Source organism: Streptomyces sp. MNU89 (genome assembly GCF_020982505.1).
Lineage (GTDB): Bacteria > Actinomycetota > Actinomycetes > Streptomycetales > Streptomycetaceae > Streptomyces > Streptomyces xinghaiensis.
In genome coordinates, this window is the sequence record NZ_JAJKLL010000001.1 from 1,919,012 (window position 1) to 1,943,352 (window position 24,341).

Here is a 24,341-nt window from a genome sequence, read left to right on the forward strand (position 1 = left end):
GGGCGGTGCGCGGTCCGGGGCGGTGGCGCCTGTCTCCTTCGTCGTCGCAGTCGCAGGGTCGCGGTGGCCGGCCTTCCCCGGCCGGGCGGCCACCGGGTGACGGGCGGGGGCCGGCGGCGGACGGGAGAGGCCCTCCGCGCGGTGGCCTGCACCGGCCGTGGGGCCGCTGCGGCGGCGCACGGTGATCGGTGCCCCGTGAACGCCGTCCGGCGTCCCCCCGTATACAACGAGGGCGAAGGGTGGAGATCACGGTCGCTGCGAAGATCCTTGGCGGTGCCCGTGCAGGAACCGGAGCCCTGGCCGGGTGCGTCCTCAGCGGCACGGCATAGTGGGAGTCCGACAGCCTTGTCGGCGTCCATGATCCTTCCATCTTCCGGATTTCAACGGGGAGTTCCACCCATGGCATCGATACGCAGGCCGGCGCTCGCCGCGGCCGCGCTGGCCGCCGTGCTCGCGGTCACCGCGACAGCGTGCGGACCCACGGACGACAACGCGAGCGACCCGGCCGCCGCCACCGCCGGGCAGGGCGGCGGCGAGAACGACCTCGCCCTGCCCGACGACCTGAACTCCCGGCTCAAGGAGCTCGGTCTCGACCTCGACAAGTGGCGGAACGGCGACTGGAAGAACTGGAAGAAGGACGACTGGCTGCGCGAGGCCAACGAGTTCATCAACCCGGTCATCGACGACCTGTGGAAGCCGGACCGGATGAAGGACGCCGACGTCCCGGAGAAGACCGTTCCCACCGACGTGGCCGAGGAGCAGGGCGTCACCGACCCGACACCCGATCCCGTGCAGGCCCAGCGGGTGGACACCCCGTACCACCGGAACGCGGCCCCGGTCGGCAAGGTGTTCTTCGACGGCCCCGAGGGCTCGATGGTCTGCTCGGGCACCGTGGTGAAGGACCCGGCGAACCCCGGCAGGTCGAACATGGTGTGGACGGCCGGGCACTGCGTGCACGCCGGGCAGAAGGGCGGCTGGTACCGCAACATCGTGTTCGTGCCCTCGTACAACGACAACGAGGTGCCCGCGGAGCAGATCGCCAACACCCCCCGCGAGCAGGTCGCCCCGTACGGCATCTGGTGGTCGGACTGGGCCTCGACCTCCCAGGAGTGGATCTCCCGGGGCGCCCAGGAGGGCGGCGCCGGCGCCCCGTACGACTACGCGGTGCTGCATGTGAAGCCCGAGGAGGGCAGCGGCAGGTCGCTGGAGGAGACCGTCGGCGCGGCGCTGCCGGTCGCGTTCGAGACCCCGTCGGTGCAGGACATCCGCTCGATGGGCGCCTGGGGCTACCCTGCCGCACCGCCGTTCGACGGCGTACGGATGTTCTCCTGCGTGGACGCGCCGGGCCGCCTCTCGCTCTTCCAGGACCAGCCCACCATGTACCGGATCGGCTGCACCATGACGGGCGGCTCCTCGGGCGGCGGCTGGTTCGCCTCGGTGAACAACGAGACGGCGCTGGTGTCGAACACCTCCATCGGCCCGGTGACGGGCGGCTGGCTCGCCGGTCCGCAGCTGGGTGCGGGTGCCAAGGCGGTCTTCGACTCGGTCAGCCGGAAGTTCGCCTCGTAGCGGGCGGCGCGGGAACGGTACGCAGCGGAAGGCCCGCCCCCGGCTGGGGGGCGGGCCTTCCGCCATACCGCTGTCCGTCCGTCCGCCGGGCGGCCGGATTCAGGGGGTCAGCGCTGTCCGGCGAGGGCGTACGGGGCCAGCTCGGCGGCCAGCTCCTCGTGGACCCGCGCCTTGAGCAGCGTGCCCTCCCCGGTGTGCTCCTCGGAGATGACCTCGCCGTCGGCGTGCGCCCGGGAGATCAGACCGCCCTGCGTGTACGGCACCAGGGCCTCGATGCCGACCCGGGGCCGGGGCAGCTTCTCGTCGAGCAGCGCGAGCAGTTCGTCGATGCCCCGGCCGGTGCGGGCCGAGACGGCGATCGCGCCCTTCTCCGTGCGCAGCAGCCGCTGGAGGACGAGGGGGTCGGCCGCGTCCGCCTTGTTGACGACCACGATCTCGGGCACGTCCTGCGCGCCCACCTCGCGGATCACCTCGCGGACGGCGGCCAGCTGCTCCTCCGGGACCGGGTGCGAGCCGTCCACCACGTGCAGGATGAGATCGGCCTCGCCGACCTCCTCCATGGTGGAACGGAACGCCTCGACCAGGTGGTGCGGCAGATGCCGGACGAATCCGACGGTGTCGGCCAGGGTGTAGGCCCGTCCGCTGGGCGTCTCCGCCCGGCGCACGGTCGGGTCCAGGGTGGCGAACAGGGCGTTCTCCACCAGGACTCCCGCCCCGGTGAGGCGGTTGAGGAGCGAGGACTTGCCGGCGTTGGTGTACCCGGCGATGGCGACCGAGGGCACCTTGTTGCGCTTGCGCTCCTGCCGCTTGACGTCGCGGCCGGTCTTCATCTCCGCGATCTCCCGGCGCATCTTCGCCATCTTCTCGCGGATCCGCCGCCGGTCGGTCTCGATCTTGGTCTCACCGGGACCACGGGTGGCCATGCCGCCGCCGGAGGAACCGGAGCCGCCACCGCCCATCTGCCGGGAGAGCGACTGGCCCCAGCCGCGCAGCCTGGGCAGCATGTACTGCATCTGCGCCAGGGAGACCTGCGCCTTGCCCTCACGGGACTTGGCGTGCTGGGCGAAGATGTCCAGGATCAGCGCGGTCCGGTCGACCACCTTGACCTTGACGACGTCTTCGAGATGGATGAGCTGGCCGGGCGTGAGCTCACCGTCGCAGACGACGGTGTCCGCCCCGGTCTCCAGCACGATGTCGCGGAGCTCCACGGCCTTGCCGGAGCCGATGTACGTGGCCGGGTCGGGCTTGTCACGGCGCTGGATCACACCGTCCAGCACCAGCGCGCCCGCCGTCTCGGCGAGGGCCGCCAGCTCGGCCAGGCTGTTCTCGGCGTCCTGCGCCGTACCGGACGTCCAGACGCCGACCAGCACCACGCGCTCCAGGCGCAGCTGCCGGTACTCGACCTCGGTGACGTCCTCCAGCTCGGTGGACAGGCCCGCGATCCGGCGCAGGGCCGCGCGGTCGCTGCGGTCGTACTGCTCGCCGTCACGCAGCTCGTCGAACTCGTCACCCCAGGCGACGTCCTCTTCCATCAGGGCGTCGGCACGGAGACTGGCCGAGGAGGTACGCGCGAAGCGCTCGGTGTCCTGGGAAGGAGAGGAAGAGGGGGTCATTGGATCCTTACGTCGATGGGGATTCCTGCCGGGAACAACGCCCGGGACTCCCGGAGGATTCCCGGGGACCGCTGCCGTGCCGGTGCCACGATCGTCCCACGGGCCGGGCGGCCCGTCACCCCGGTTTACGGGCCGGTGCCGGGCTCTCCCGGTCCGCGCCCCGGCCGCCCGCGGGCTCCTGCGGCGGCCGGGCGGGACCGTCGGCGGCCCCGGGGACGGCACCGCGGGACAGCGCCCCCGCGGCGCGCGGCGCCCCCTCGGCCGGCCCGCCGAGCCGGCTGACGTCGTAGACCCCGGGCACCTTCCGCATCGCCCGCACCAGCGCGGGCAGCGCGGCCGGGCCGGCGAGCCGCAGGGTGTAGGTGTGCCGGACCCGTTGCTCGTGCGGGGGTTCGACGCGGGCCGAGACGACGGCGGCGCCCTGCTGGGCGATGGCCTCGGTGAGCTCGGCGAGGAGCCGGGGCCGGCCGAACGCCTCGGCGAGCAGGGTGACCCGGCAGCCGCCGGCCGGTCCGCCGCCCCGCGTCCCGTGCGGTGGGCCGGCCGCGTCCGGGGCCGCGGACCCGGCGGGACGGCTCCGGGCCGTCTCCCGGACGGCGGCCGCCGGATGCGCCGCCAGCCAGCCGCTGATGGCGATGCGCGCGGCGGGGGTCCGGGCGCACTCCAGCCACTCGGGGGACGGGCCCGCGGCTCCGTCCTGCGACGCCATGAGGAGCTGGAGGGTGTCGCCGTCGCGCAGCACGCTGGCCAGCGACACGAGCCGGCCGTTGACCCGGGCGCCGATGCAGGAGTGGGCGCCGCCGCCGTGCAGCGCGTAGGCGGCGTCCACACAGCTGGCGCCGGCGGGGAGGACCACCGTGGCCCCGCCCGCTTCGCAGACCGTGATCTCGCGGTCCTCGGCGAGCTCCTCGCGGAGCGAGGCCCAGAAGGTGTCGGGGTCCGGGGTGTCCCGCTGCCATGCGAGCAGCCGGGAGAGCCAGCCCGGCCGGGTCGGGTCGGCGCGCTCGCCGTCCGGGGCCTCCGCGCCCTCCTGGCCGCCGTCCGCGGTGTACGGATTGCCCAGCGCCACCACGCCCGCCTCGGCCACCCGGTGCATCCGGTGGGTGCGCACCAGGACCTCGGTGACCTCGCCGTCCCGCCGGGCGGCGACGGCGGTGTGCAGCGACTGGTAGAGGTTGAACTTGGGCGCCGCGATGAAGTCCTTGAACTCGGAGACCACCGGGGTGAAGCAGGTGTGCAGTTCGCCGAGGACGGCGTAGCAGTCGGCGTCCTCGGCGACCAGGACGAGCAGCCGGCCGAAGTCCGCCCCGGTCAGCTCACCGCGCCCCAGCCGCACCCGGTGGACGGAGACCAGGTGCCGCGGGCGGACGTGGACCTCGGCGGCGATGCCCGCCTCCCGCAGCACCGCGCGCACCCGCTCGGCGGTGGCCTCCAGCGGGCCGGGGCGGGCCGTGCGCTCCCGGACCAGGCGGCGGGTGCGCTCGTACGCCTCGGGGTGCAGGACCGCGAAGACCAGGTCCTCCAGCTCGGTCTTGAGGGCGTGCACGCCGAGGCGCTCGGCGAGCGGGATGAGGACGTCCCGGGTGACCCGGGCGATCCGGGCCTGCTTCTCGGGGCGCATGACGCCGAGGGTGCGCATGTTGTGCAGCCGGTCGGCGAGTTTCACCGACATCACCCGGACGTCGTTGCCGGTGGCGACCAGCATCTTGCGGAAGGTCTCGGGTTCGGCGGCGGTACCGTAGTCGACCTTCTCCAGCTTGGTGACGCCGTCGACGAGGTAGCGCACCTCCTCGCCGAACTCCTCGCCCACCTGCTCCAGGGTGACGTCGGTGTCCTCGACGGTGTCGTGCAGCAGGGAGGCGGTCAGCGTCGTGGTCTCGGCGCCGAGTTCGGCGAGGATCAGGGTGACGGCGAGCGGGTGCGTGATGTACGGCTCGCCGCTCTTGCGGGTCTGCCCGCGGTGCGAGGACTCGGCCAGGAGGTACGCCCGGCGCAGCGGGTCGAGGTCGGCGCCGGGGTGGTGGGCGCGGTGGACCTTGGCCACGTGCTCGATGGCGTCCGGCAGCGGATGCCGGGGGGCCGGGCCGCGGAGCGCCGCGTGCCCGAGCCTGCGCAGGTCGATGCGGGGGCGCCCGCGCCTGCGGACGGGAGGGACGGGTCTCATGGGCTCTGCGCACATGGGCACCTCCGGCGACTCGGCCGGCCGGGGCGGTCCCGCGTGCCCCGGAGGCCGGCGGGCGCCCGGGCCGGCGGCTGATGCCACGACCCCATCACGGAGAGCCGGGCGGCTGTCGCTCTCCGTGGCTCACGCCACCCGATCGAGCGAAGATCAGGGGAGAACGGCCGCGAGCCAGCGGGCGTCGAGGATCCCCTCGGCCACGATCTCGGCGGGGCCGGTCATCTCGACGGCGCCGTCGGGGTGTTCGGTGATCACCAGCCGTCCGCCGGGGACGTCCACGGTGTACGTCGCGGGATGTCCGGTGACCGCCGGGTCGGCGCCGTCCCGGCGGGCCGCCGCGACCATCACGGCGCAGGCGCCGGTGCCGCAGGACCGGGTCTCGCCGGACCCGCGCTCGTGGACGCGCATCGCCACATGGCGCGGGCCCCGGTCGGCGACGAACTCCACGTTCGCGCCCTCGGGGTAGGCGGCGGCGGGCGTCACCTGCGGCGGGTCGAGCAGCGGCCCGGCGTGGGCCAGGTCCTCGACGAACGCCACGGCGTGCGGATTGCCCATGTTGACGTTGCGGGCGGGCCGGCGGCGCCCGCCCACCGTCACCGACACCTCGCCCGCGGGCAGCAGCGCGCGGCCCATGCCGACCGTGATGTCGCCCGGGGTGCCGTCGTCCGCGGTCTTGGCGATGTGCACCCGGCGCACGCCGGCGCGGGTGGCCAGCGCGAGATCGCCCTCGGCCGCGAGCCCGGCGCGCTGCAGATAGCGGGCGAACACCCGGACGCCGTTGCCGCACATCTCCGCGACGCTGCCGTCGCTGTTGCGGTAGTCCATGAACCACTCGGCCTCACCGGCCATACCGGCGGCCTCGGGATGGGCGGCGGAGCGTACGACGTGCAGCAGTCCGTCGCCGCCGATGCCGGCCCGCCGGTCGCACAGCCGGGCGACGGCCGCCGGGGGGAGGTCGAGACGGTTCTCCGGGTCGGGCAGGATCACGAAGTCGTTCTCGGTGCCGTGGCCCTTGAGAAAGGCGAGGGGTGCGGTGCTCACCTCTCCGATCCTACGGGCCCCGGTGGCCGCCCGCGCCGGTGGTCCTCCCCGCGGCCCCCGCGGCACGGGAGGGCCGGGCGGGGAGCCGGTCAGCGGAGCCGGGCCACCCGCCACAGGCAGAGCAGGGCCACCGTGACGACGAGGAGGGCGTAGAGGCCGGCGATCCGCCAGTCCGGCCGGCCGCCGGAACCGGGGGCCGGCAGACCGGGCCAGGTGAGTCCCGCCCGGCGGGCCGCCATCACACCCCAGCCCGCGGCGCAGCAGCTGATGAGCAGACCGAGCATGGCGACGACCGCGCCGCCGTCGCCGAAGGCGAAGGCCAGCGGGAAGGCGAACATCAGGGAGCCGATGGCCGCCAGCACCACGATCGGCGCGAGCTGCCAGATGCGCAGCCGCCGCTGCGGGCGGATCTCCCGGAAGGACTCGCCGCCCTCCGGAACGGCCGCGTCGTCCTCCGGCCCGTCGGGGGCCAGCGACGCCGGAAGGCCGTCGAGCCCCGGGGGCCCGTCGACGGAATGCGATCTGTCACGAGGGCCGGCCTCCATCGCCACGCGCCCTCCCCACTCGACGTCACCATGCGATCAGAGCTCGATGATGGCACGCCCGCCGGGCCGCCGAGGACGCGCGGAGCGTCCCGATGCCATCACGTGATCAGGCTGTGACCGCTCGTTCGACCAACGTCAACGCCTGCCCCAGGAGTTCCCCGCGGTGGTCCGCCGCCCCGCTCAGCCAGTGCACCCGGGGGTCCCGGCGGAACCAGGAGTCCTGGCGGCGCGCGAAGCGCTTGGTGGCGCGCACCGTGTCGTCGCGCGCCTGCTCCTCCGTGCACTCCCCCGCCAGATGGGCGAGCACCTGCTGGTAGCCGAGCGCCCGGGAGGCGGTTCGGCCCTCGCGCAGGCCGGCGGCCTCCAGCTCCCGTACCTCCGCGACGAGGCCGTCCTCCCACATGCGGTCGACGCGGGCGGCGATCCGGGCGTCGAGCTCGGGCCGTCCGACATCCACGCCGATCTGGACGGTGTCGTAGACCGGTTCGGGCCCGGGGAGGCTGGCCGTGAAGGGGCGGCCGGTGATCTCGATGACTTCCAGGGCGCGGACGATGCGCCGTCCGTTGCCCGGCAGGATCGCCCGGGCGGCCCCGGGGTCGGCGGCGGCGAGCCGGGCGTGCAGGGCGCCGGGGCCCGATTCCGCCAACTCGCCCTCCAGACGGGCCCGTACGGCGGGGTCGGTCCCCGGGAACTCCAGGGCGTCGAGCGCGCCGCGCACATACAGGCCGGAACCGCCCACCAGGACGGGGGCGCGGCCCGCGGCGAGAAGCCGGTCGATCTCGGCGCGGGCCAGCCGCTGGTACTCGGCAACGCTCGCGGCCTCGGTCACGTCCCAGACGTCGAGGAGGTGATGGGGGACGCCACGGCGCTCGGCGGGGGTGAGCTTGGCGGTGCCGATGTCCATGCCCCGGTACAGCTGCATCGAGTCGGCGTTCACGACCTCACCGCCGAGCCGGAGGGCGAGACCGACGCCCAGATCCGATTTCCCGGCCGCGGTGGGGCCGACGACAGCGATCACTCGGGGGGCGCCTTCTGTGCTCTTCACCCTCCCAGTCTCCCAAAGGCCGGGGCGCGTCCGGCGCCCGGCGGGCCGGGGCGGTGGGCTCCGGGGGGGCGGCGGCGGGAGGGAGCGCTACGACCAGGTGGCGACGTGGTAGCCGACCCCGTACGGAGCGTCGTCGTACAGCAGTTCCCCGTCCAGGTCGGCGCCCTCCGCCGCGCCGGCGAGCACCTGCAAGGGGGCCCGGCCCGCCGCCTTGAGTTCGTGGGCGAGCTCCTCGTCCACCGCCATCAGCGCCTCCGTGTCCACCTCGGCGAGCGCGCGGGCGACCCCGGCGTCGAATCCGGCGGCGCGCTCGTCGAGATAGCCGGGGGCCCGTACGGACCGGCAGGCGCTGCCGTCCCCCATCACCAGCAGTGCGACGCGCTCGGCGCCGGTGGCGATCTCCCGGCCGACCTGGGCGCACCGGTCGGCGGACAGGGGCTCGCCGACACCGAGCCCCTCCACCGGTGCGGCGGCCCAGCGGGTGCGTTCCAGGAGCCAGCCGGCGACCGCCAGCGAGAGCGGGAGGACGCGCTCGGGGGCGGGCGGGCCGTCCGCCGGGCCGAGCCGCACCGCGCGGTCGGCCCCGACCTCGCGGAAGGAGCCCGGGGCGCCCTGCGGATGGGGCCCGCGGCCCGCCTGCTCGGCGGGGCCGATCACCACCAGGCGGTCCGGGCGGGCGGCCGCCAGCACGGCGACGGCGTCGTAGCAGGCGGCCCGCAGTCCGTCGAGTTCGGCGGCGGCCCCGGCCGCGACCTCGGGAACGAGCAGCGGCGGGCACGGGCACACGGCGGCGGCGACGAGCATGGCCGGAACCCTAGCAAGCGGACGGGCGCCCGCACGGGGCCGTGACCGGGCGCCGGAGCGGCCGGGCGGAAGCGACTGGAGCGGCCGCCGGCCCGGCCGTCAGTCGCGTGCGCAGCCGGCGACCGGAGCGGGCTCGGGCGGCGGGGCGCCGACCGTGGGGAGGCCGAGCATCACCTCGGACGGGGCGGCGGGTGCGGCGTTCCGCCGCTCCCAGGCGTCGCCCGCGCGGGTGCGCCGGACCGCCTTCGGCGGCCCCTCGGCCAGCAGGTGGTGCGGGGCCGCGTAGCTGACCTCGACGGTGACCATGTCACCGGGGCGGACCGGTTCCTCCGGGCGCGTGAAGTGCACCAGACGGTTGTCCGGGGCGCGTCCGGAGAGGCGCCGGGTGGCGCCGTCCTTGCGGCCCTCGCCCTCCGCGACCAGCACTTCCAGCACGCGGCCGGTCTGCTTCTTGTTCTCCTCCCAGCTGATCTCCTCCTGGAGGGCGACCAGCCGCTCGTAGCGCTCCTGGACCACGGCCTTGGGGATCTGGTCCGGCATCTCGGCGGCCGGGGTGCCGGGGCGCTTGGAGTACTGGAACGTGAACGCCTGTGCGAAGCGGGACTCGCGGACCACGTGCAGGGTCTGCTCGAAGTCCTCCTCCGTCTCGCCGGGGAAGCCGACGATGATGTCCGTAGAGACGGCGGCGTCGGGCATGGCCGCCCGGACCTTCCCGATGATGCCGAGGAAGCGCTCCTGGCGGTACGAGCGGCGCATGGCCCTGAGCACCCGGTCGGAGCCGGACTGCAGCGGCATGTGGAGCTGCGGCATGACGTTGGGCGTCTCGGCCATGGCGGCGATGACGTCGTCCGTGAAGTCGCGGGGGTGCGGCGAGGTGAAGCGGACCCGCTCCAGGCCCTCGACGGACCCGCAGGCGCGCAGCAGCTTGGAGAAGGCCTCGCGGTCGCCGATGTCGGAGCCGTAGGCGTTGACGTTCTGGCCGAGCAGGGTGATCTCGGTGACGCCCTCGGCCACCAGCGCCTCCACCTCGGCGAGGATGTCGCCGGGCCGGCGGTCCTTCTCCTTGCCGCGGAGCGCGGGGACGATACAGAAGGTGCAGGTGTTGTTGCAGCCGACGGAGATGGACACCCAGGCCGCGTAGGCGGACTCGCGGCGGGTGGGCAGGGTCGAGGGGAACGCCTCCAGCGACTCCGCGATCTCGACCTGCGCCTCCTCCCGGACGCGGGCGCGCTCCAGCAGCACCGGCAGACGGCCGATGTTGTGGGTGCCGAAGACCACGTCGACCCAGGGGGCCTTCCTGACGATGGTGTCCCGGTCCTTCTGGGCGAGACAGCCGCCGACGGCGATCTGCATGCCCGGCCGTTTCGCCTTCAGCGGGGCCAGCCGGCCGAGGTTCCCGTAGAGCCGGTTGTCGGCGTTCTCCCGCACCGCGCAGGTGTTGAAGACGACGATGTCGGCCTCGCCCTCGGCACGGCCCTCGGGCGCGCGGACGTATCCGGCGTCCTCCAGGAGTCCGGAGAGCCGCTCGGAGTCGTGGACATTCATCTGGCACCCGTAGGTGCGCACCTCGTAGGTCTTCGCGCTCATCTCGCCCACCAGGGTACGGGGTCGGCCTCCCGCCCCGCCCCCGGCTTCCGGGAGCCCGCGGGCCCGTTCCGGGACGGCCCTGGTCGCCGGCGGGGCGGGCTGGCAGGATTGCCCGTATGGCTCCCGCGCTGTCCCGTATCGGCAGGCGCCGCGCCGCCCGGATCGCGCTCGCGGGCTGCGCGGCGCTGGCGCTGCTGGCGTGGTGGCTGCTGCCGCTGCGCGACGGGCCGCCGCCGCGGGGCACGATGACGTTCAGCACCGGTGTCCCCACGGGCGTCTACTCGCTCTACGGGAAGCTGCTGAAGGAGCGGATGGCGGAGGACCTCCCGGAGGTGGACGTCCGGCTGCGCGCGAGCGAGGGCTCCGTGCAGAACCTCCAGCGGCTGGTGTCCGGCCAGGCCGACTTCACCATCGCCGCGGCCGACGCCGTGGCCGCGTACGAGGACGTGAACCCCGGGGACGCCGCGTCGCTGCGGGCCTGCGCGCGGCTCTACGACGACTACATGCAGCTCGTGGTGGACAGGGGTTCGGACATCGGCAGCGCGCGGGAGCTGCGCGGCAAGCGGGTGGCGATCGGCCAGCCCGGCTCCGGTGTCAGCCTGATCACCCACCGCCTGCTGCGGGCGGCGGGGCTCGACGCCGACGAGGACATCACCGCCGTGCGGGTCGGGATCGACAAGATGCCCGCCATGCTCCGCGAGGGGAGGATCGACGCCTTCTTCTGGTCCGGGGGCCTGCCGACGACGGCCGTGGCGGATCTGGCGGACGACTTCCCCATCCGGCTGGTGCAGCTCGGCGATCTCGTGGACGAACTGCACCGGCAGGGGCGGGACACCTGGCAGTACCGGTCCGCGCTGATGCCGGCCGACGCCTACCCCCGGGTGCAGCGCGGACAGCCGGTGAAGACCGTCGCGGTGGCGAACCTGCTGGTCACCACCGACCGTACGGACCCGGGCCTCACCGAGGCCATCACGCGCACCGTCATCGACAGCCGGGACGAGATCGGACGGGACGTGCACGCGGCGCAGCTGGTGGACCTCCGCACGGCGGTCTTCACCGACCCGCTGGACCTCCACGAGGGCGCCAGCCGCTACTACCGCTCGGTGAAGTCCTGAGGGCGGCACCGCCGCGCGCCCCCCGGGCGCACCGGCGCGCCGCGCCTTCTACGCCCGGTGCTCCGACGGCTGCGGGCGCTCCGGGGGTGCGGTCCGCGGCAGGGTGATCGTCACCAGCAGGCCCCGCGGCTCGTTGGGCGCGAAGCCGATGGTGGCGCCTCCGGCGGCCAGCAGCGCCCGGGAGATCGACAGGCCGAGCCCCGATCCGGAGACGTTCTGGTGCCGGTTGCTGCGCCAGAAGCGGTCGCCGATCCGGTCCAGTTCCTCCTCGGTGAGTCCGGGGCCGCCGTCGGCGACGGTGATGCGGACGGTGTCCCCGACGGCCTCCACGCCGACCGTGACGTCCCCGCCGCCGGGGGTGAACTTCAGGGCGTTGTCCACCACGGCGTCCAGTGCGCTGGAGAGCGCCACCGGGTCGGCCCAGCCGGTGGCTCCGGCGGGGCCCTCGTAGCGGAGGCCGACCTCCCCGCGGTCGGCCACCGGGCGCCAGGAGCCCACGCGTTCCGCCACCAGGTCCGCGATGTCCGTGAGCTGCAGGTCCGGGTCGGCGTGCTCGGCGAGGGCGAGGCCGAGCAGGTCGTCGAGGACCCGGGCCAGCCGCTTGCCCTCCGCGCGGACCGACGCGATCTCCTCGTTGCCGTCCGGGAGTTCGAGCGCCAGCAGCTCGATCCGCAGGAGCAGCGCGGCCAGCGGGTTGCGCAGCTGGTGCGAGGCGTCGGCGACGAAGGCGCGCTGCTGTTCGAGCACGTCCTCCATGGTGTCGGCCATCTCGTTGAACGACCGTGCGAGCCGGCGCAGTTCGGGCGGGCCGCCCGAGACGGCGACCCGGGAGTGCATCCGGCCGGTGGCGATGTCGTGGGTGACGGCGTCGAGCACGCGGACGGGCCTCAGCACCCAGCCGGTGAGCCGGATGGCGGCGCCGATCGCGAGGAGCATCGCCGCGGACTCCCCGGCGCCGATGAGCAGCCAGCCGCGGAGGATGCGGGAGCGCATCTGCCCGGTCGGAGAATCGGTGACGACGACGGCGATCACGTCGCCCTCGTGGACCACCGGGGAGGCGATGGTGAGCCGGTCCCGCTGCCAGGGCCAGACCTGGGGCGGATTGTGGCTGCGGCGCCCCGCGAGGGCCTCGCTGAACGCCTGCCCGCCCTCGCCGTCCGCGGCGGCCGTCCAGCCGGCCGGGGCCACCGCCATGGCCTCGCGGTTCCGGAAGAAGACCCCGGCGCGGATCCCGTACAGCTCGTGGTACCGCGCGAGCCGGGAGGCCAGCGCGGCCCGCCGGCCGCCCGCGTCGGCCTGCGCCCCTCTCCCCGGCCTCCCCGAGTCCTCCGCCTCCGGGCGGGCCGCCACGAACTGGGCGAGCGCGGCGAAGCGCGCCGTGTCGTCGATCCGGTCCACCACCACCCGCTGCTGCTCGGCGGCGGCCTGGCTCGCCGCGAGCGGGAAGCCGAGCGCCAGCAGCACGCCCGCCATGAGGACGATGAGGAGCGGAAGGAGTCGTGTACGCACCCGGGCCCGGCCCTGTGAGCCCTCAGGCCGCCGGCTCGACGAGCCGGTAGCCGACGCCGCGCACCGTCTCGATCAGAGCGGGCATCCGCAGCTTGGAGCGGAGCGAGGCGATGTGCACCTCCAGCGTGCGGCCGGTCCCCTCCCAGCTGGTGCGCCAGACCTCACTGATGATCTGCTCCCGGCGGAAGACGACGCCGGGGCGCTGCGCCAGCAGGGCCAGCAGGTCGAACTCCTTGCGGGTCAGGGAGACGGTCACGCCGTCCACCGTGACCCGCCGGGTCGGCAGCTCGATGAGTACCGGCCCGAGCCGCAGCGCGTCCGCCGCCGGGCCGGCCGCGGGGGCCGCCTCCGCCTTCTCGCCCGGGACGGTGCGCCGGAACACCGCGTGGATGCGGGCCAGCAGCTCACCGGTGTCGTACGGCTTGACGACGTAGTCGTCGGCGCCGAGGTTCAGCCCGTGTATCCGGGAGCGCACATCGGCACGCGCCGTCACCATGATCACGGGGGTGGTGGTGAGCTTGCGGATCCTGCCGCAGACCTCGAAGCCGTCCTGGTCGGGCAGGCCGAGGTCGAGCAGGACCACCCCGAAGGGGGCGCCGGCGTCGGGGAGCAGCGCCTGGAGCGCCTCCGCGCCGCTGCGGGCGTGCGTCACGCTGAACCCGTGCCGGGCGAGCACCGCGGACAGGGCGGCCGCGACGTGGTCGTCGTCCTCGACGAGGAGCAGTCTCATGGGTCCCCCCCTTCCGGTCCGGGTGCTCGGCGGCGTGCGCGGCCCTCGCGCATACAGACCGATTCGTACCCGATGACCGGGAGGGGGCGGGTTCTCTCGCGGACATCGTTACGGAGCCGGTAGCGGCCCGCGGACATGGTGCGGCGGGAGTCGCCGGGTGACTACTCTCTGCTGTCGTGCGTAGCCGTTTCGTTATGCTCAATTTCCCCTCAGATGTAATGACGCTGGTCGGCCCGGCTCACTAGGGTCCTCTGCAGCCGAGGAGGATGGAGCAAGAAGCCGATGACCGAAGTACCGGTGACCAAGGACGCCGTTTCCACTACGGACAAACTGGTCGTGCTGGACAACGTCAACAAGCATTTCGGCGCGCTGCACGTGCTCCAGGACATCGACCTGACCATCGCGCGCGGCGAGGTGGTCGTCGTGATCGGGCCCTCCGGGTCCGGCAAGTCGACGCTGTGCCGCACGATCAACCGGCTGGAGACCATCGACTCCGGCTCGATCACGATCGACGGCAAGCCCCTGCCCGCCGAAGGGCGGGAGCTGGCCCGGCTGCGGGCCGACGTCGGCATGGTGTTCCAGTCCTTCAATCTCTTCTCGCACAAGACCGTGCTGGAGAACGTCATGCTGGGCCAGATCAAGGTCCGGAAGGCGGACAAGAAGGCCGCCCTGGACAAGGCCCGCGCGCTGCTCGACCGGGTGGGCGTGGCCAACCAGGCGGACAAGTACCCCGCCCAGCTGTCCGGCGGCCAGCAGCAGCGCGTGGCCATCGCGCGGGCCCTGGCGATGGACCCGAAGGTCATGCTCTTCGACGAGCCGACCTCCGCGCTCGACCCGGAAATGATCAACGAGGTGCTGGAGGTCATGCAGCAGCTCGCCCGGGACGGCATGACCATGGTCGTCGTCACCCACGAGATGGGGTTCGCCCGCTCCGCCGCCAACCGCGTCGTCTTCATGGCGGACGGCCGCATCGTCGAAGAGGCGCAGCCGGACCAGTTCTTCAGCAACCCGCGCAGCGACCGCGCCAAGGACTTCCTGTCGAAGATCCTCCACCACTGAGCCGGCCCGCCACCCCTGGGCCCGGCCCGGCAGAACATCCCGTTACCGATCACCGTGAGGAAGTTCGCTCATGAAACTCCGCAAGGCCAGCGCCGCTGCCGCCGCCGCAGTCGTCCTCTCCCTGACCGCCACCGCCTGTGGTGGTGACAGTGGCAGCGGGGACGAGAAGGTCACCGTCGGTATCAAGTTCGACCAGCCGGGCCTCGGCCTGAAGACCCCGGACGGCGAGTTCACCGGCTTCGACGTCGATGTCGCGAAGTACGTCGCCAAGGAACTCGGCTACGACGAGAAGAACATCGAGTGGAAGGAAGCCCCCAGCGCCGAGCGGGAGAACCTGATCTCGCGCGGGGACGTCGACTTCATCGTCGCCAGCTACTCGATCACCGATGAGCGCAAGGAGAAGGTCAGCTTCGCCGGCCCCTACTTCCTCGCCCACCAGGACCTGCTGATCCGGGCCGACGAGACGTCGATCACGAAGGCCGAGGACCTCAACTCCAAGAAGCTCTGCTCCGTCACCGGCTCCACCTCGGCGCAGAACGTCAAGAACGAGCTCGCGCCCAAGGCCGACCTCGATGAGCAGGGCGGCTACTCCCAGTGCCTGACCGGCCTGGAGAACAAGGTCGTTGACGCCCTGACCACGGACGACGCGATCCTCGCCGGCTACGCCGCGCAGGACGAGCACAAGGGCAAGTTCAAGCTCGCCGGGCTCAGCCTCAGCGACGAGAACTACGGCATCGGCCTCAAGAAGGGCGACACCGAGCTCCAGAAGAACATCAACGACGCCCTGAAGAAGATGGTCGAGGACGGCTCCTGGGACAAGGCGGTCAAGGACAACTTCGGCCCGGCCGGCTACAAGAACGAGCCCGCCCCGGAGATCACCGAGACCAGCTGAGGACACGCCGGCGCGCCGTCCGCGGGGACGGCGCGCCGCACCATCCGACCACCAGGGGAGAGCGCGGATCCACGTGTTCGACTTTCTTGATCTAGAGCGGTACGACCTGCTCGGGGCGTTCTGGGTGACGGTCCAGCTCGCCGTCTACTCGGCCGTGGGTTCCCTCATCTGGGGAACCGTCCTCGCCGGGATGCGCGTGAGCCCCGTTCCGCTGATGCGCGGCTTCGGTACCGCGTACGTCAACATCATGCGGAACACTCCGCTCACCGTGGTGCTCGTCGCCGCCTCGCTCGGGCTCTACCAGACCCTGAGCGTCACCCTCGGCGGCGAGGACTCCGACCAGATCGGCTTCCGGCTGGCCGTGCTCGGCCTGGTCGCCTACACCGCCACCTTCGTCTGCGAGGCGGTGCGCTCGGGCATCAACACGGTGCCCGTCGGCCAGGCCGAGGCGGCGCGGGCGCTCGGCCTCAGCTTCACGCAGGTGCTGACGCTCATCGTCCTGCCCCAGGCCTTCCGGTCGGTGGTGGCCCCGCTGGCGAACGTCCTGATCGCCCTCACCAAGAACACCACGGTGGCGGCCACGATCGGCGTCTCCGAAGCGGCGCTGCTGATGAAGGAGATGATCGAGAACGAGAGCGACGTCATCTTCCTCGTCTTCTCCGTGTTCGCCTTCGGGTTCATTGTCCTGACCCTTCCGACGGGGCTGCTGCTCGGCTGGGTGAGCAAGCGTGTGGCGGTGAAGCGATGAGTGACCTCTCCGTTCTGTACGACGTGCCGGGGCCCCGTGCCAAGCGGCGCAACTGGCTCTACACCGTGCTGTTCCTCGTCGTCCTGGGGCTGGTGTCCTGGTGGGTGCTGGACACCATGGCGGACAAGAACCAGCTCGCCGGCGAGAAGTGGCTCCCGTTCGTCGAGGACTCCCGGATCTGGACCACCTTCCTGCTGCCCGGCCTGCTGAACACGCTGAAGGCGGCGGCCCTGGCCATCGTCATCGCCCTGCCGTTCGGCGCCCTGCTCGGCATCGGACGGCTGTCCGACCACCGGTGGATCAGCATGCCGGTCGGCGCGGTGGTCGAGTTCTTCCGCGCCATCCCGGTGCTGCTGCTGATGCTGTTCGCCAACGAGGCGTACGCCCAGCTCACCGATGTGGAGTCGGAGATCCGCCCGCTCTACGCGGTGGTGACCGGACTGGTCCTCTACAACGCCTCCGTCATCGCCGAGGTGGTCCGCGCCGGCATCCTCTCCCTGCCGCACGGGCAGACGGACGCGGCCAAGGCCATCGGCATGCGCAAGGGGCAGACCATGTCCTATGTGCTGCTGCCGCAGGCCGTGACCGCGATGCTGCCGGCCCTGGTCAGCCAGTTGGTCGTGATCGTGAAGGACACGGCGCTGGGCGGCGCGCTGCTCGGCTTCGCCGAACTGCTGAGCCGCGTCCGGAGCATCACCGCCAACTACGGCGCGAACACCATCGCCGCCTTCACCGTGGTCGCGCTCCTCTTCATCCTGCTGAACTTCCTGCTCACCACCTTCGCGAGCTGGCTGGAGGGCCGGGCCCGGCGCTCCCGCAGGGGCAGCGGCGCCGTGGTGACCGAGGACATCGGCGGTGACGTCACCAAGGTCTCCGCGCCCGGGAACGGCCCCGCGGACGCCCCGTGGGACGGACCCGGCGACGGCGGGGTGGGAAAAACACCCTGAGCCGCTCCGGCGGGACGGAAGCGACGAGAGGGACAGCGGTGGTCAGCCGCTGTCCCTCTCGCTTGACGTGGGCAATCCCAGTGGGTTGCATTCCTTCTGTGATCACGCACCGGGCTCCCTGTACCACCTCTTTCCCGACCCATCAGGTCGAAGGAGCCGCCCCGTGGACCCGGTGATCGTCGTCGGCGCGGGCCCCGTCGGTCTCGCGCTCGCCCTGGCGCTCACCCGGCACGACGTTCCGGTCCTCGTCCTGGACGAGGGCTCCGGCGCGTACGAGCCGCGGCCCGCCCGGACCACCGTGCTGAGCCCGGACAGCGCCGCCTTCGCCCGCCGCCTCCTCGGCCCCTCGTTCCCGGCCGCCGGCATCCGCTGGACGGCCTGGCGGACGATACGGCGGCGGCAGACGCCGCGCCGCGAGGAGACCGGGGACGAGGCCCCGCTCCATCTGCCGCAGCACGAACTCGTCCACGGGCTGCGGGCCGCCCTTGCGGCGAGCGGCCTCGCCCGGATCGAGACCGGCTGCCGTCTCCACGCCCTGGAGCAGGACGCGGACGGCGTCACCGCGTACACCCGGGAGCCGGCGGCCCCTCGGCCCGGCGCGGGCACCTCGTGGCGCGGCAGCCATCTGGTGGGCTGCGACGGGGCGCGGTCCACCGTGCGCAAGCTGCTGGATGTGCGCTTCCCCGGCCGGACCGCCGTCGAACGGCACGCGGTGGCCGCACTCCGCACCGAACTCCCCTGGCCCGGCGAGGCCGTGCTGTACCGGGGCCCGCGCGGCGGGGAGGCGCTGGCACGCCCGCTGCCGGACGGGATCTGGCGGATCGACTGGCTGCTGCCGCCCCGGGGGGACCTGGTGACGCCGGAGGCTCTCGTCTCCCGGATCCGCGACACCCTCGCCACCTGGTGCGGCGAGATCCCCCCGTACGAGCTGCTGGACACCGGCGTGCACACCGTCCACCACCGGCTGGCGCGCCGCTGGCGCTCGGGCCGGGTCTTCCTGGCCGGGGACGCGGCGCATCTGCTCGGCACCCTCGGCGCCCATGAACTCGACGAGGGGCTGCGTGACGCGTCGAACCTCTCCTGGAAGCTGGCCCTGACCCGGCATCACGGCGCCCCCGAGGCCCTGCTCGACAGCTACCAGGCGGAGCGGCGCCTGGCCGTCGGTGCCCGGCTGCGCGCGGCGGACCAGGCGCTTCCGCTGGTCCGGGCCGCGGGCCCCTGGCCCACCGTGCGCCGGTCACTGCTGCCGGGGGCCGGGCGCGGGCAGGAGAGTCTGCTGACGGACGGCCATCTGGGGCGGGGCCCGCTGGGGGCGCCCCGGGTATGCGCACTCCCCTCACCCCGCCCGCCGGGGAGGCGTCGGCCGCTGTCGGCACCCTGCCGGGCGAGCCGGTGGAGGATGTGCCGGTGACCGCGCCGGACGGCACCGCGGCACAGCTCCGGGAGCGGCTGGGCGGTGATCTGCTGGTGGTGCTCGTGGCTCCGGGGACCGGGGTCTGGGACCGCAGGCACTGGCTGGGCGCGGGGCTCATGCCCCGGCTGGCCGCGGCGGTGGCGGCACTGCCGGTGCCGGCCGAGTTGCTGGTGACGGAGGACTATCCGGGGGCGGCGGCGCACACCGTGCTGATGGTCCGGCCGGACGGCCATCTGGTAGCCGCGATGCCGGGCGTCGACCCGGCGGAGCTCCACGCCTGCGCGGACACCGTGCGAGGCGGCGGCGGAAGCGGAGACGGAGCGGCCCGGGCGGGCGACGGTGCGGTGCCGGGAGAGACCGGAACGGAGGAGAACGGCGGAGCCGAGGAGGACGGCGGAGCGGCAGCGGCCCGGGACGGCACCGGGGGAGGCGGATCCGCCGGGCCCGGTGCCCCGGAGACGGCGGCGCCGACGGCCGCGGACGGCGTTTACCCGGCGCGCGGCACACCACGCTGAGGCCCGGCTCCACTGGGCCCTGACTCCGCTGAGGCCCTGACTTCGCTGAGGCCCTGACTTCGCTGAGGCCGCCGGGTCGGCTGATCGATTCCGTGGGGCGCGGGGTGCGGGCGCGCGGCGGGGCGGTCCGCTGCGGACAGCCGCCCGCCGGGCCATCCGCCCGATCACCGGTCCGCGTTCACGGGGCAAGGGTTCACGGGCAGCGGGTCCGGGCGGCGGGCACCGGGCCGGCGTGCCGTGGTCAGCTCTCGGAGAGGTACCACTCCAGGGCCTCCGGATCCTCGCCCTCCTCCTCCAGCGCACGCCGGACCACGCGCAGGGCGAGCCCTTCGGGGTACCCCTTGCGGGCCAGCATCCCGGCGAGGCGCCGGATCCGCTTCTCCCGGTCCAGCCCCCGGGTCGACCGCAGTCTGCGCTCCACCAGCGCCCGGGCCGTCTCCTCCTCCTGCTCGGAGTCGAGCCGGCCCACGGCCTCGTCGATGACCGCCGGTTCCACTCCGCGGGTGCGCAGCTCCCGGGCGAGAGCGCGGCGGGCCAGGCCCCGGCCGTGGTGGCGGGACTCGACCCAGGCACCGGCGAAGGAGGCGTCGTCGATCAGCCCGACCTCCTCGAAGCGGGAGAGCACCTCATCCGCCACCGCCTCGGGGATGTCCCGTTTGCGCAACGCGTCGGCGAGCTGCTTGCGGGTGCGCGGCGTCCCGGTGAGCAGGCGCAGGCAGATGGCCCGTGCCCGCTCACCGGGGTCGTCGGTCCGGGACGCGGCCGTACCCGCGCCCGGACGCGGTGTCCCCTGTCCGGCCCTCGACGGAGAGGGGCCACCGCCGTCCCAGTCGTCCTCGCCGCTGTCCTTCCGCCGCTCCCGCGGCCGGCCGGTTCGCCGCGTCATGGACTAGCTCTTGGCGGCAGCGGCCTTGGAGGCCCTGGTCGCCTTGGCAGCCGGTGCGGGCACCGCCTTCACCGGCTCGGCCGGGGCTCCCGCCGCGTCCGCGCCGGGCTCCGCGGACGGGGCCTCCGGACGCACCCCGACCCCCAGCTTCTCCTTGATCTTCTTCTCGATCTCGTTGCCCAGGTCCGGGTTGTCCTTGAGGAACTTCCGGGCGTTCTCCTTGCCCTGCCCCAGCTGGTCGCCCTCGTAGGTGTACCAGGCACCGGACTTGCGGACGAAGCCGTGCTCGACGCCCATGTCGATCAGCCCGCCCTCGCGGCTGATGCCCTCGCCGTAGAGGATGTCGAACTCGGCCTGCTTGAAGGGCGGCGCGACCTTGTTCTTCACGACCTTGCACCGGGTGCGGTTGCCGACCGCGTCGGTGCCGTCCTTCAGGGTCTCGATCCGGCGGATGTCGATCCGCACCGAGGCGTAGAACTTCAGCGCCCGGCCACCGGTGGTGGTCTCCGGTGAGCCGAACATCACACCGATCTTCTCGCGGAGCTGGTTGATGAAGATCGCGGTGGTCTTGGACTGGTTCAGCGCGCTGGTGATCTTGCGGAGCGCCTGGCTCATCAGCCGGGCCTGGAGGCCGACGTGCGAGTCCCCCATCTCGCCCTCGATCTCCGCGCGCGGCACCAGGGCCGCCACGGAGTCGATGACGATCAGGTCGAGGGCGCCGGAGCGGACCAGCATGTCCACGATCTCCAGCGCCTGCTCGCCGGTGTCCGGCTGGGAGAGGATGAGGTTGTCCGTGTCGACGCCCAGGGCCTTGGCGTACTCCGGGTCGAGCGCGTGCTCCGCGTCGACGAAGGCGACGGTGCCGCCCGCCTTCTGGGCGTTGGCCACCGCGTGCAGCGTGAGGGTCGTCTTGCCGGAGGACTCCGGGCCGTACACCTCGACGACCCGGCCGCGCGGCAGACCGCCGACTCCCAGCGCCACGTCGAGAGCGGTCGACCCGGTGGGGATGACCTCGATGGGGTCGTTCGGCCGGTCGCCGAGGCGCATGACGGCGCCTTTGCCGAATTGCCGTTCAATCTGTGCGAGTGCGGCGTCCAGCGCCTTCTCGCGGTCGGATCCTGCTGCCATGGGTTCCACCCGGTTTGCTTGAGTCGATCGCTTCACGTCCATGACGCTAACGCCTGGCACTGACAACGCGCCCCGTCGCCGTCCGGGCTGTGGAAAACCCGGCCGGGCCATCCATCTGAATGGATGTTCGATTTTAGTGTCAAGCCGACCGCCCGTCCGCGCGGCGCGCACCCCGGCGGGCCCCGCGCCGCCTCTCCCCCTCAGCCGTCCCGGTCCTCCGCCGGCCGCCCGCCGCGCAGCGACCGGCGTATCCGGGAGAGCGCCGAGGCACCCCGCTCCCGCACCGGCCGACGGCCGCGCACCCGCGGATGGTCGGTGACGTCGTACCGCTTCACATACGCCGACAGGAACGCCTGCAGGGTGGCGGTCGCCGGGATGGCGATCAGCGCGCCGACGGCTCCCAGCAGCGCGGCGCCCCCGATGACCGACCCGAAGGCGACGGCCGGGTGGATGTCCACGGTCCGGGCCGTGATCCGCGGCTGCAGGATGTAGTTCTCCAGCTGCTGGTAGATCACGACGAAGACGAGCACCCACAGCGCATACCAGGGGTTGACGGTGAACGCCAGCAGGATCGGCAGCGCACCCGCCAGATAGGTGCCGATCGCCGGGATGAACTGCGAGACCAGCCCCACCCAGATGGCCAGGGCCGGGGCGTACGGCACCCCGAGGATCTCCAGCAGCACGAAGTGCGCGCCGCCGGAGACCAGGGCCATCAGGCCGCGCGAGTAGAGGTAGCCGCCGGTCTTGGCGACCGCGATGTCCCAGGCCCGCAGCACCTCGGCCTGCTTGGCCGGCGGCAGCATGGAGCACACGGCCCGGCGCAGCCGCGGGCCGTCGGCGGCGAAATAGAAGGAGAACAGCGCCACGGTGAGCGTCATGAACAGGCCGCCCAGCACCTGCGCCGACACGTCCAGCACCCCGCCCGCGCTGTTCTGCACGTACTTCTGCAGCCAGTCGGACTTGAGCAGGCTGTCCTGCACCTCCAGCCGCGAGACGCTGGTGCCGAAGGTCTTGTTGCTCCAGCGGATCACCGAGTCGAGATAGGCCGGGATGTTCTCGACCATGGTGACGATCTGGCCGGCGAGCATCGAGCCGAGCAGGGTGACGAACCCGGCCACGGACACGACGATCCCGAGGAACACCAGGGCGGTCGCCAGGCCCCGGCGCATCCCGCGGTCCGCCATGCGGTCCACGGCCGGTTCGATCGCCAGTCCCAGGAAGAACGCGATCAGGATGTTCACCAGCAGCCCGGTGAGCTGCTGGAACGCCCAGCTCGCCAGCAGGAAGACGGCATAGGCGGCGAACACCAGGGCGATGGCGCGCGGCAGCCAGGCAGGCATCCGCTCGCCACCACGTATGGGGGGCCTCTCGGCGGGGACAGGGCGCGGTCCGGGTACCGGGGCGCCACCGGGTTCTTCGTCGTTCGCTGCCACGGAGCCAGTCTGACCCATCCGGGGGACGGCCCGTGCCGCCCGGAGCCGGTCCGGGGCCGGGGGTCAGCGCCGCTCGGCGGGGACGTCCATGGCGGCGCAGACGGCCCGCCACACGTCCTTGGCGTTCCAGCCCGCCTCCAGCGCCTCGTACACCGTCCTCCCGCCGAGCTCGGACATCACATGATCGCGCGCGAAGGAGTCGGCGTACGCCTCACCGAAGTGATCCGCCATCCGCTGCCAGAAGACCGTCAACCGCATGGGTCCAGTATCCCGCCTCCGCGCCGCGGCCCCGGCCGGCCCGTCAGCCGGTCAGCGCGCGCACCGCCGCGGTCACCAGAACGGCGGCCCCCACGACCACCAGGAACGGGGCCCGCAGCAGCAGTGCCAGCGCCGCGGCGGCGACCCCCGCCGCCCTGGCGTCGAGGACCAGGGCGGAGCCCTCGCCGAAGGTCTGCTGCGCGGTGAGCGCGGCCAGCAGCGCGATGGGCAGCAGGGCGGCCAGCCGCTTGACGGCCGGCCGTTCCAGCGCGCCGGCGGGCACCGACAGCCCGAGCAGTTTGACGAGATAGCAGCCGGCCGTGGTCAGGCCGATGGCGATCCAGACGTTCACCGGCCGTGCCCCTTCCCCTTGCGGGCCGTGACCCGGCCGCGCAGCGCCAGGACGACCGGCGCGGCCAGCGCCGCGACGAGCACCGGCACCCCGGCCGGCAGCAGGGGCACACCGACGAGGACCAGCACCACCGCCATGCCGGCCACCGCGCGTTCGGTCGCCGTCCTCAGCATCGGCGCGAGCAGGGCCAGGAAGACCGCCGGTCCCGCGGCGTCGAGGCCCCACGCCCGGGGATCGCCCAGTGCCGCGGCGCCGAGCGCGCCGAGCAGGGTGGTCAGGTTCCACAGCACGTAGAGGGTGGCCCCGGTGACGGCGAAGCCGATCCGCACCGCGCGCCGCCCGGACTGGGCGAGGGCGACCGCGGCGGTCTCGTCGATGACCCAGTGGGCGGCGAAGGGCCGCAGGGCGCGGGGGACGCGCAGCAGCTCCGACAGCCGCAGCCCGTAGAAGGCGTTGCGCACCCCGAGGAAGAACGCCCCGGCCGCGGCCGTGTACGGATTCCCGCCCGCCGCGAGGGCGCCGACGAGGGCGAACTGCGACGCGCCGGTGAAGACGAGCAGGCTGAGGGCGCAGGTCTGGAGCAGGGTGAGCCCCGCTCCCGCGGAGGTCACCCCGAAGGCGAAGCCGGACAGCCCCACGGCGATGCCCACGCCGAGCGCGTCCCGCACGACTGCCCTGTCGGGGCGCGGCACGGACGCCGCCCGGTCTCCGTCCGCCGGTTGCGTACCGCGCCTGTCCGCGGCTCCCGCGGTCTCCGTCATGTCCACCGTTGGTCTCGTTTCTTCCACGCCCCGCACGTTACGGAGCGGCGTCCGGTCCCGTCTTGGACGTTCTTGCGGTACCGGGGACGCGGGCGCAGCGGACCGGCACCGGGCAGCCGTGGATGCCGCCGGTGCCGGGCGTGCCCGTTCTCCCGCATACCGGCCATTGTGCCTCCGCCGGCCGGGTGTCCGTTCCCCGGGCGGGAGCCTC

At 73.4% G+C, this 24,341-nt stretch carries 21 protein-coding genes and 1 pseudogene; 7 read left to right on the plus strand and 15 right to left on the minus strand.

The genetic code is table 11. The features are described 5' to 3' along the window. Positions 1-399 precede the first annotated feature (399 nt). Positions 400-1,569 carry a serine protease gene (locus E4N63_RS08190; RefSeq protein WP_125626407.1) on the plus strand — a complete coding sequence of 390 codons (1,170 nt, stop codon included), beginning with the start codon at positions 400-402 and terminating at the stop codon, positions 1,567-1,569. A gap of 107 nt (positions 1,570-1,676) precedes the next feature. Here E4N63_RS08190 and hflX read toward each other — a convergent pair whose 3' ends face one another. The 7 genes from hflX to miaB form a co-directional block, all read right to left on the minus strand. Continuing rightward, complete coding sequence (hflX, locus tag E4N63_RS08195) at positions 1,677-3,182, minus strand: GTPase HflX (RefSeq protein WP_125626406.1); 1,506 nt, start codon at positions 3,180-3,182, stop codon at positions 1,677-1,679. Positions 3,183-3,297: 115 nt separating this feature from the next. Further along, the gene (locus E4N63_RS08200; RefSeq protein ID WP_230240333.1) at positions 3,298-5,361 is read right to left on the minus strand and encodes a bifunctional (p)ppGpp synthetase/guanosine-3',5'-bis(diphosphate) 3'-pyrophosphohydrolase; all 2,064 of its coding nucleotides are present in this window, start codon (positions 5,359-5,361) and stop codon (positions 3,298-3,300) included. A 150-nt stretch (positions 5,362-5,511) separates the two neighbouring features. Further along, a complete protein-coding gene (dapF, locus tag E4N63_RS08205; protein ID WP_125626404.1) occupies positions 5,512-6,402 on the minus strand; it encodes a diaminopimelate epimerase in 891 nt (296 codons plus the stop codon). Positions 6,403-6,491: 89 nt separating this feature from the next. Continuing rightward, positions 6,492-6,947 (minus strand): hypothetical protein, encoded by a 456-nt coding sequence (locus tag E4N63_RS08210; RefSeq protein ID WP_125626408.1) that lies wholly within the window; start codon positions 6,945-6,947, stop codon positions 6,492-6,494. 106 nt (positions 6,948-7,053) lie between these two features. Continuing rightward, complete coding sequence (gene miaA, locus E4N63_RS08215) at positions 7,054-7,992, minus strand: tRNA (adenosine(37)-N6)-dimethylallyltransferase MiaA (RefSeq protein WP_125626403.1); 939 nt, start codon at positions 7,990-7,992, stop codon at positions 7,054-7,056. Between the two features lie 87 nt (positions 7,993-8,079). Next, the gene (locus E4N63_RS08220; protein WP_230240334.1) at positions 8,080-8,796 is read right to left on the minus strand and encodes a class III extradiol dioxygenase subunit B-like domain-containing protein; all 717 of its coding nucleotides are present in this window, start codon (positions 8,794-8,796) and stop codon (positions 8,080-8,082) included. Between the two features lie 99 nt (positions 8,797-8,895). Beyond that, on the minus strand, positions 8,896-10,383 hold the full coding sequence (miaB, locus tag E4N63_RS08225; RefSeq protein ID WP_230240335.1) for a tRNA (N6-isopentenyl adenosine(37)-C2)-methylthiotransferase MiaB: 1,488 nt from the start codon (positions 10,381-10,383) through the stop codon (positions 8,896-8,898). 116 nt (positions 10,384-10,499) lie between these two features. Between miaB and E4N63_RS08230 the strand changes: the two genes are divergently transcribed. Continuing rightward, positions 10,500-11,498: a TAXI family TRAP transporter solute-binding subunit gene (locus E4N63_RS08230; RefSeq protein ID WP_125623526.1), complete on the plus strand. Its 999-nt coding sequence runs from the start codon at positions 10,500-10,502 to the stop codon at positions 11,496-11,498. 48 nt (positions 11,499-11,546) lie between these two features. On the opposite strand, the gene E4N63_RS08235 is transcribed toward E4N63_RS08230, so the two are convergent. Together E4N63_RS08235 and E4N63_RS08240 are read right to left on the minus strand one after the other, a co-directional pair. Next, positions 11,547-13,007 (minus strand): HAMP domain-containing sensor histidine kinase, encoded by a 1,461-nt coding sequence (locus E4N63_RS08235; protein ID WP_230240336.1) that lies wholly within the window; start codon positions 13,005-13,007, stop codon positions 11,547-11,549. Positions 13,008-13,029: 22 nt separating this feature from the next. Next, positions 13,030-13,737 carry a response regulator transcription factor gene (locus tag E4N63_RS08240; RefSeq protein ID WP_125623528.1) on the minus strand — a complete coding sequence of 236 codons (708 nt, stop codon included), beginning with the start codon at positions 13,735-13,737 and terminating at the stop codon, positions 13,030-13,032. A gap of 282 nt (positions 13,738-14,019) precedes the next feature. Here E4N63_RS08240 and E4N63_RS08245 point away from each other — a divergent pair, with 282 nt between their 5' ends. From E4N63_RS08245 to E4N63_RS08265, 5 genes and pseudogenes are all read left to right on the plus strand, one after another. Next, the gene (locus E4N63_RS08245) at positions 14,020-14,796 is read left to right on the plus strand and encodes an amino acid ABC transporter ATP-binding protein (protein ID WP_019709732.1); all 777 of its coding nucleotides are present in this window, start codon (positions 14,020-14,022) and stop codon (positions 14,794-14,796) included. Between the two features lie 70 nt (positions 14,797-14,866). Further along, the gene (locus tag E4N63_RS08250; protein WP_125623529.1) at positions 14,867-15,688 is read left to right on the plus strand and encodes a glutamate ABC transporter substrate-binding protein; all 822 of its coding nucleotides are present in this window, start codon (positions 14,867-14,869) and stop codon (positions 15,686-15,688) included. A gap of 73 nt (positions 15,689-15,761) precedes the next feature. Beyond that, the gene (locus E4N63_RS08255; protein WP_125623530.1) at positions 15,762-16,436 is read left to right on the plus strand and encodes an amino acid ABC transporter permease; all 675 of its coding nucleotides are present in this window, start codon (positions 15,762-15,764) and stop codon (positions 16,434-16,436) included. Continuing rightward, the gene (locus E4N63_RS08260) at positions 16,433-17,383 is read left to right on the plus strand and encodes an amino acid ABC transporter permease (RefSeq protein ID WP_230240337.1); all 951 of its coding nucleotides are present in this window, start codon (positions 16,433-16,435) and stop codon (positions 17,381-17,383) included. Before E4N63_RS08255 ends, E4N63_RS08260 begins: the two co-directional genes overlap by 4 nt. Positions 17,384-17,546: 163 nt before the next feature. Then, positions 17,547-19,312, plus strand: a pseudogene (locus tag E4N63_RS08265) (FAD-dependent monooxygenase). A 241-nt stretch (positions 19,313-19,553) separates the two neighbouring features. On the opposite strand, the gene recX reads toward E4N63_RS08265, so the two are convergent. The 6 genes from recX to E4N63_RS08295 form a co-directional block, all read right to left on the minus strand. Next, positions 19,554-20,198, minus strand: a complete 645-nt coding sequence (recX, locus tag E4N63_RS08270) for a recombination regulator RecX (protein ID WP_230240338.1) — start codon at positions 20,196-20,198, stop codon at positions 19,554-19,556. A gap of 3 nt (positions 20,199-20,201) precedes the next feature. After that, complete coding sequence (gene recA / locus E4N63_RS08275; protein ID WP_039822008.1) at positions 20,202-21,335, minus strand: recombinase RecA; 1,134 nt, start codon at positions 21,333-21,335, stop codon at positions 20,202-20,204. Between the two features lie 191 nt (positions 21,336-21,526). After that, complete coding sequence (locus E4N63_RS08280; protein ID WP_230240339.1) at positions 21,527-22,777, minus strand: AI-2E family transporter; 1,251 nt, start codon at positions 22,775-22,777, stop codon at positions 21,527-21,529. A 45-nt stretch (positions 22,778-22,822) separates the two neighbouring features. Continuing rightward, entirely contained in the window at positions 22,823-23,017 is a 195-nt protein-coding gene (locus E4N63_RS08285; RefSeq protein ID WP_019709740.1) for a DUF3046 domain-containing protein, read from the minus strand. 43 nt (positions 23,018-23,060) lie between these two features. After that, entirely contained in the window at positions 23,061-23,369 is a 309-nt protein-coding gene (locus E4N63_RS08290; RefSeq protein ID WP_043460841.1) for an AzlD domain-containing protein, read from the minus strand. Beyond that, positions 23,366-24,130, minus strand: coding sequence for an AzlC family ABC transporter permease (locus tag E4N63_RS08295; protein ID WP_230242404.1), 765 nt, complete (start codon positions 24,128-24,130; stop codon positions 23,366-23,368). The genes E4N63_RS08290 and E4N63_RS08295 overlap by 4 nt, the downstream gene beginning before the upstream one ends. Positions 24,131-24,341 lie beyond the last annotated feature (211 nt).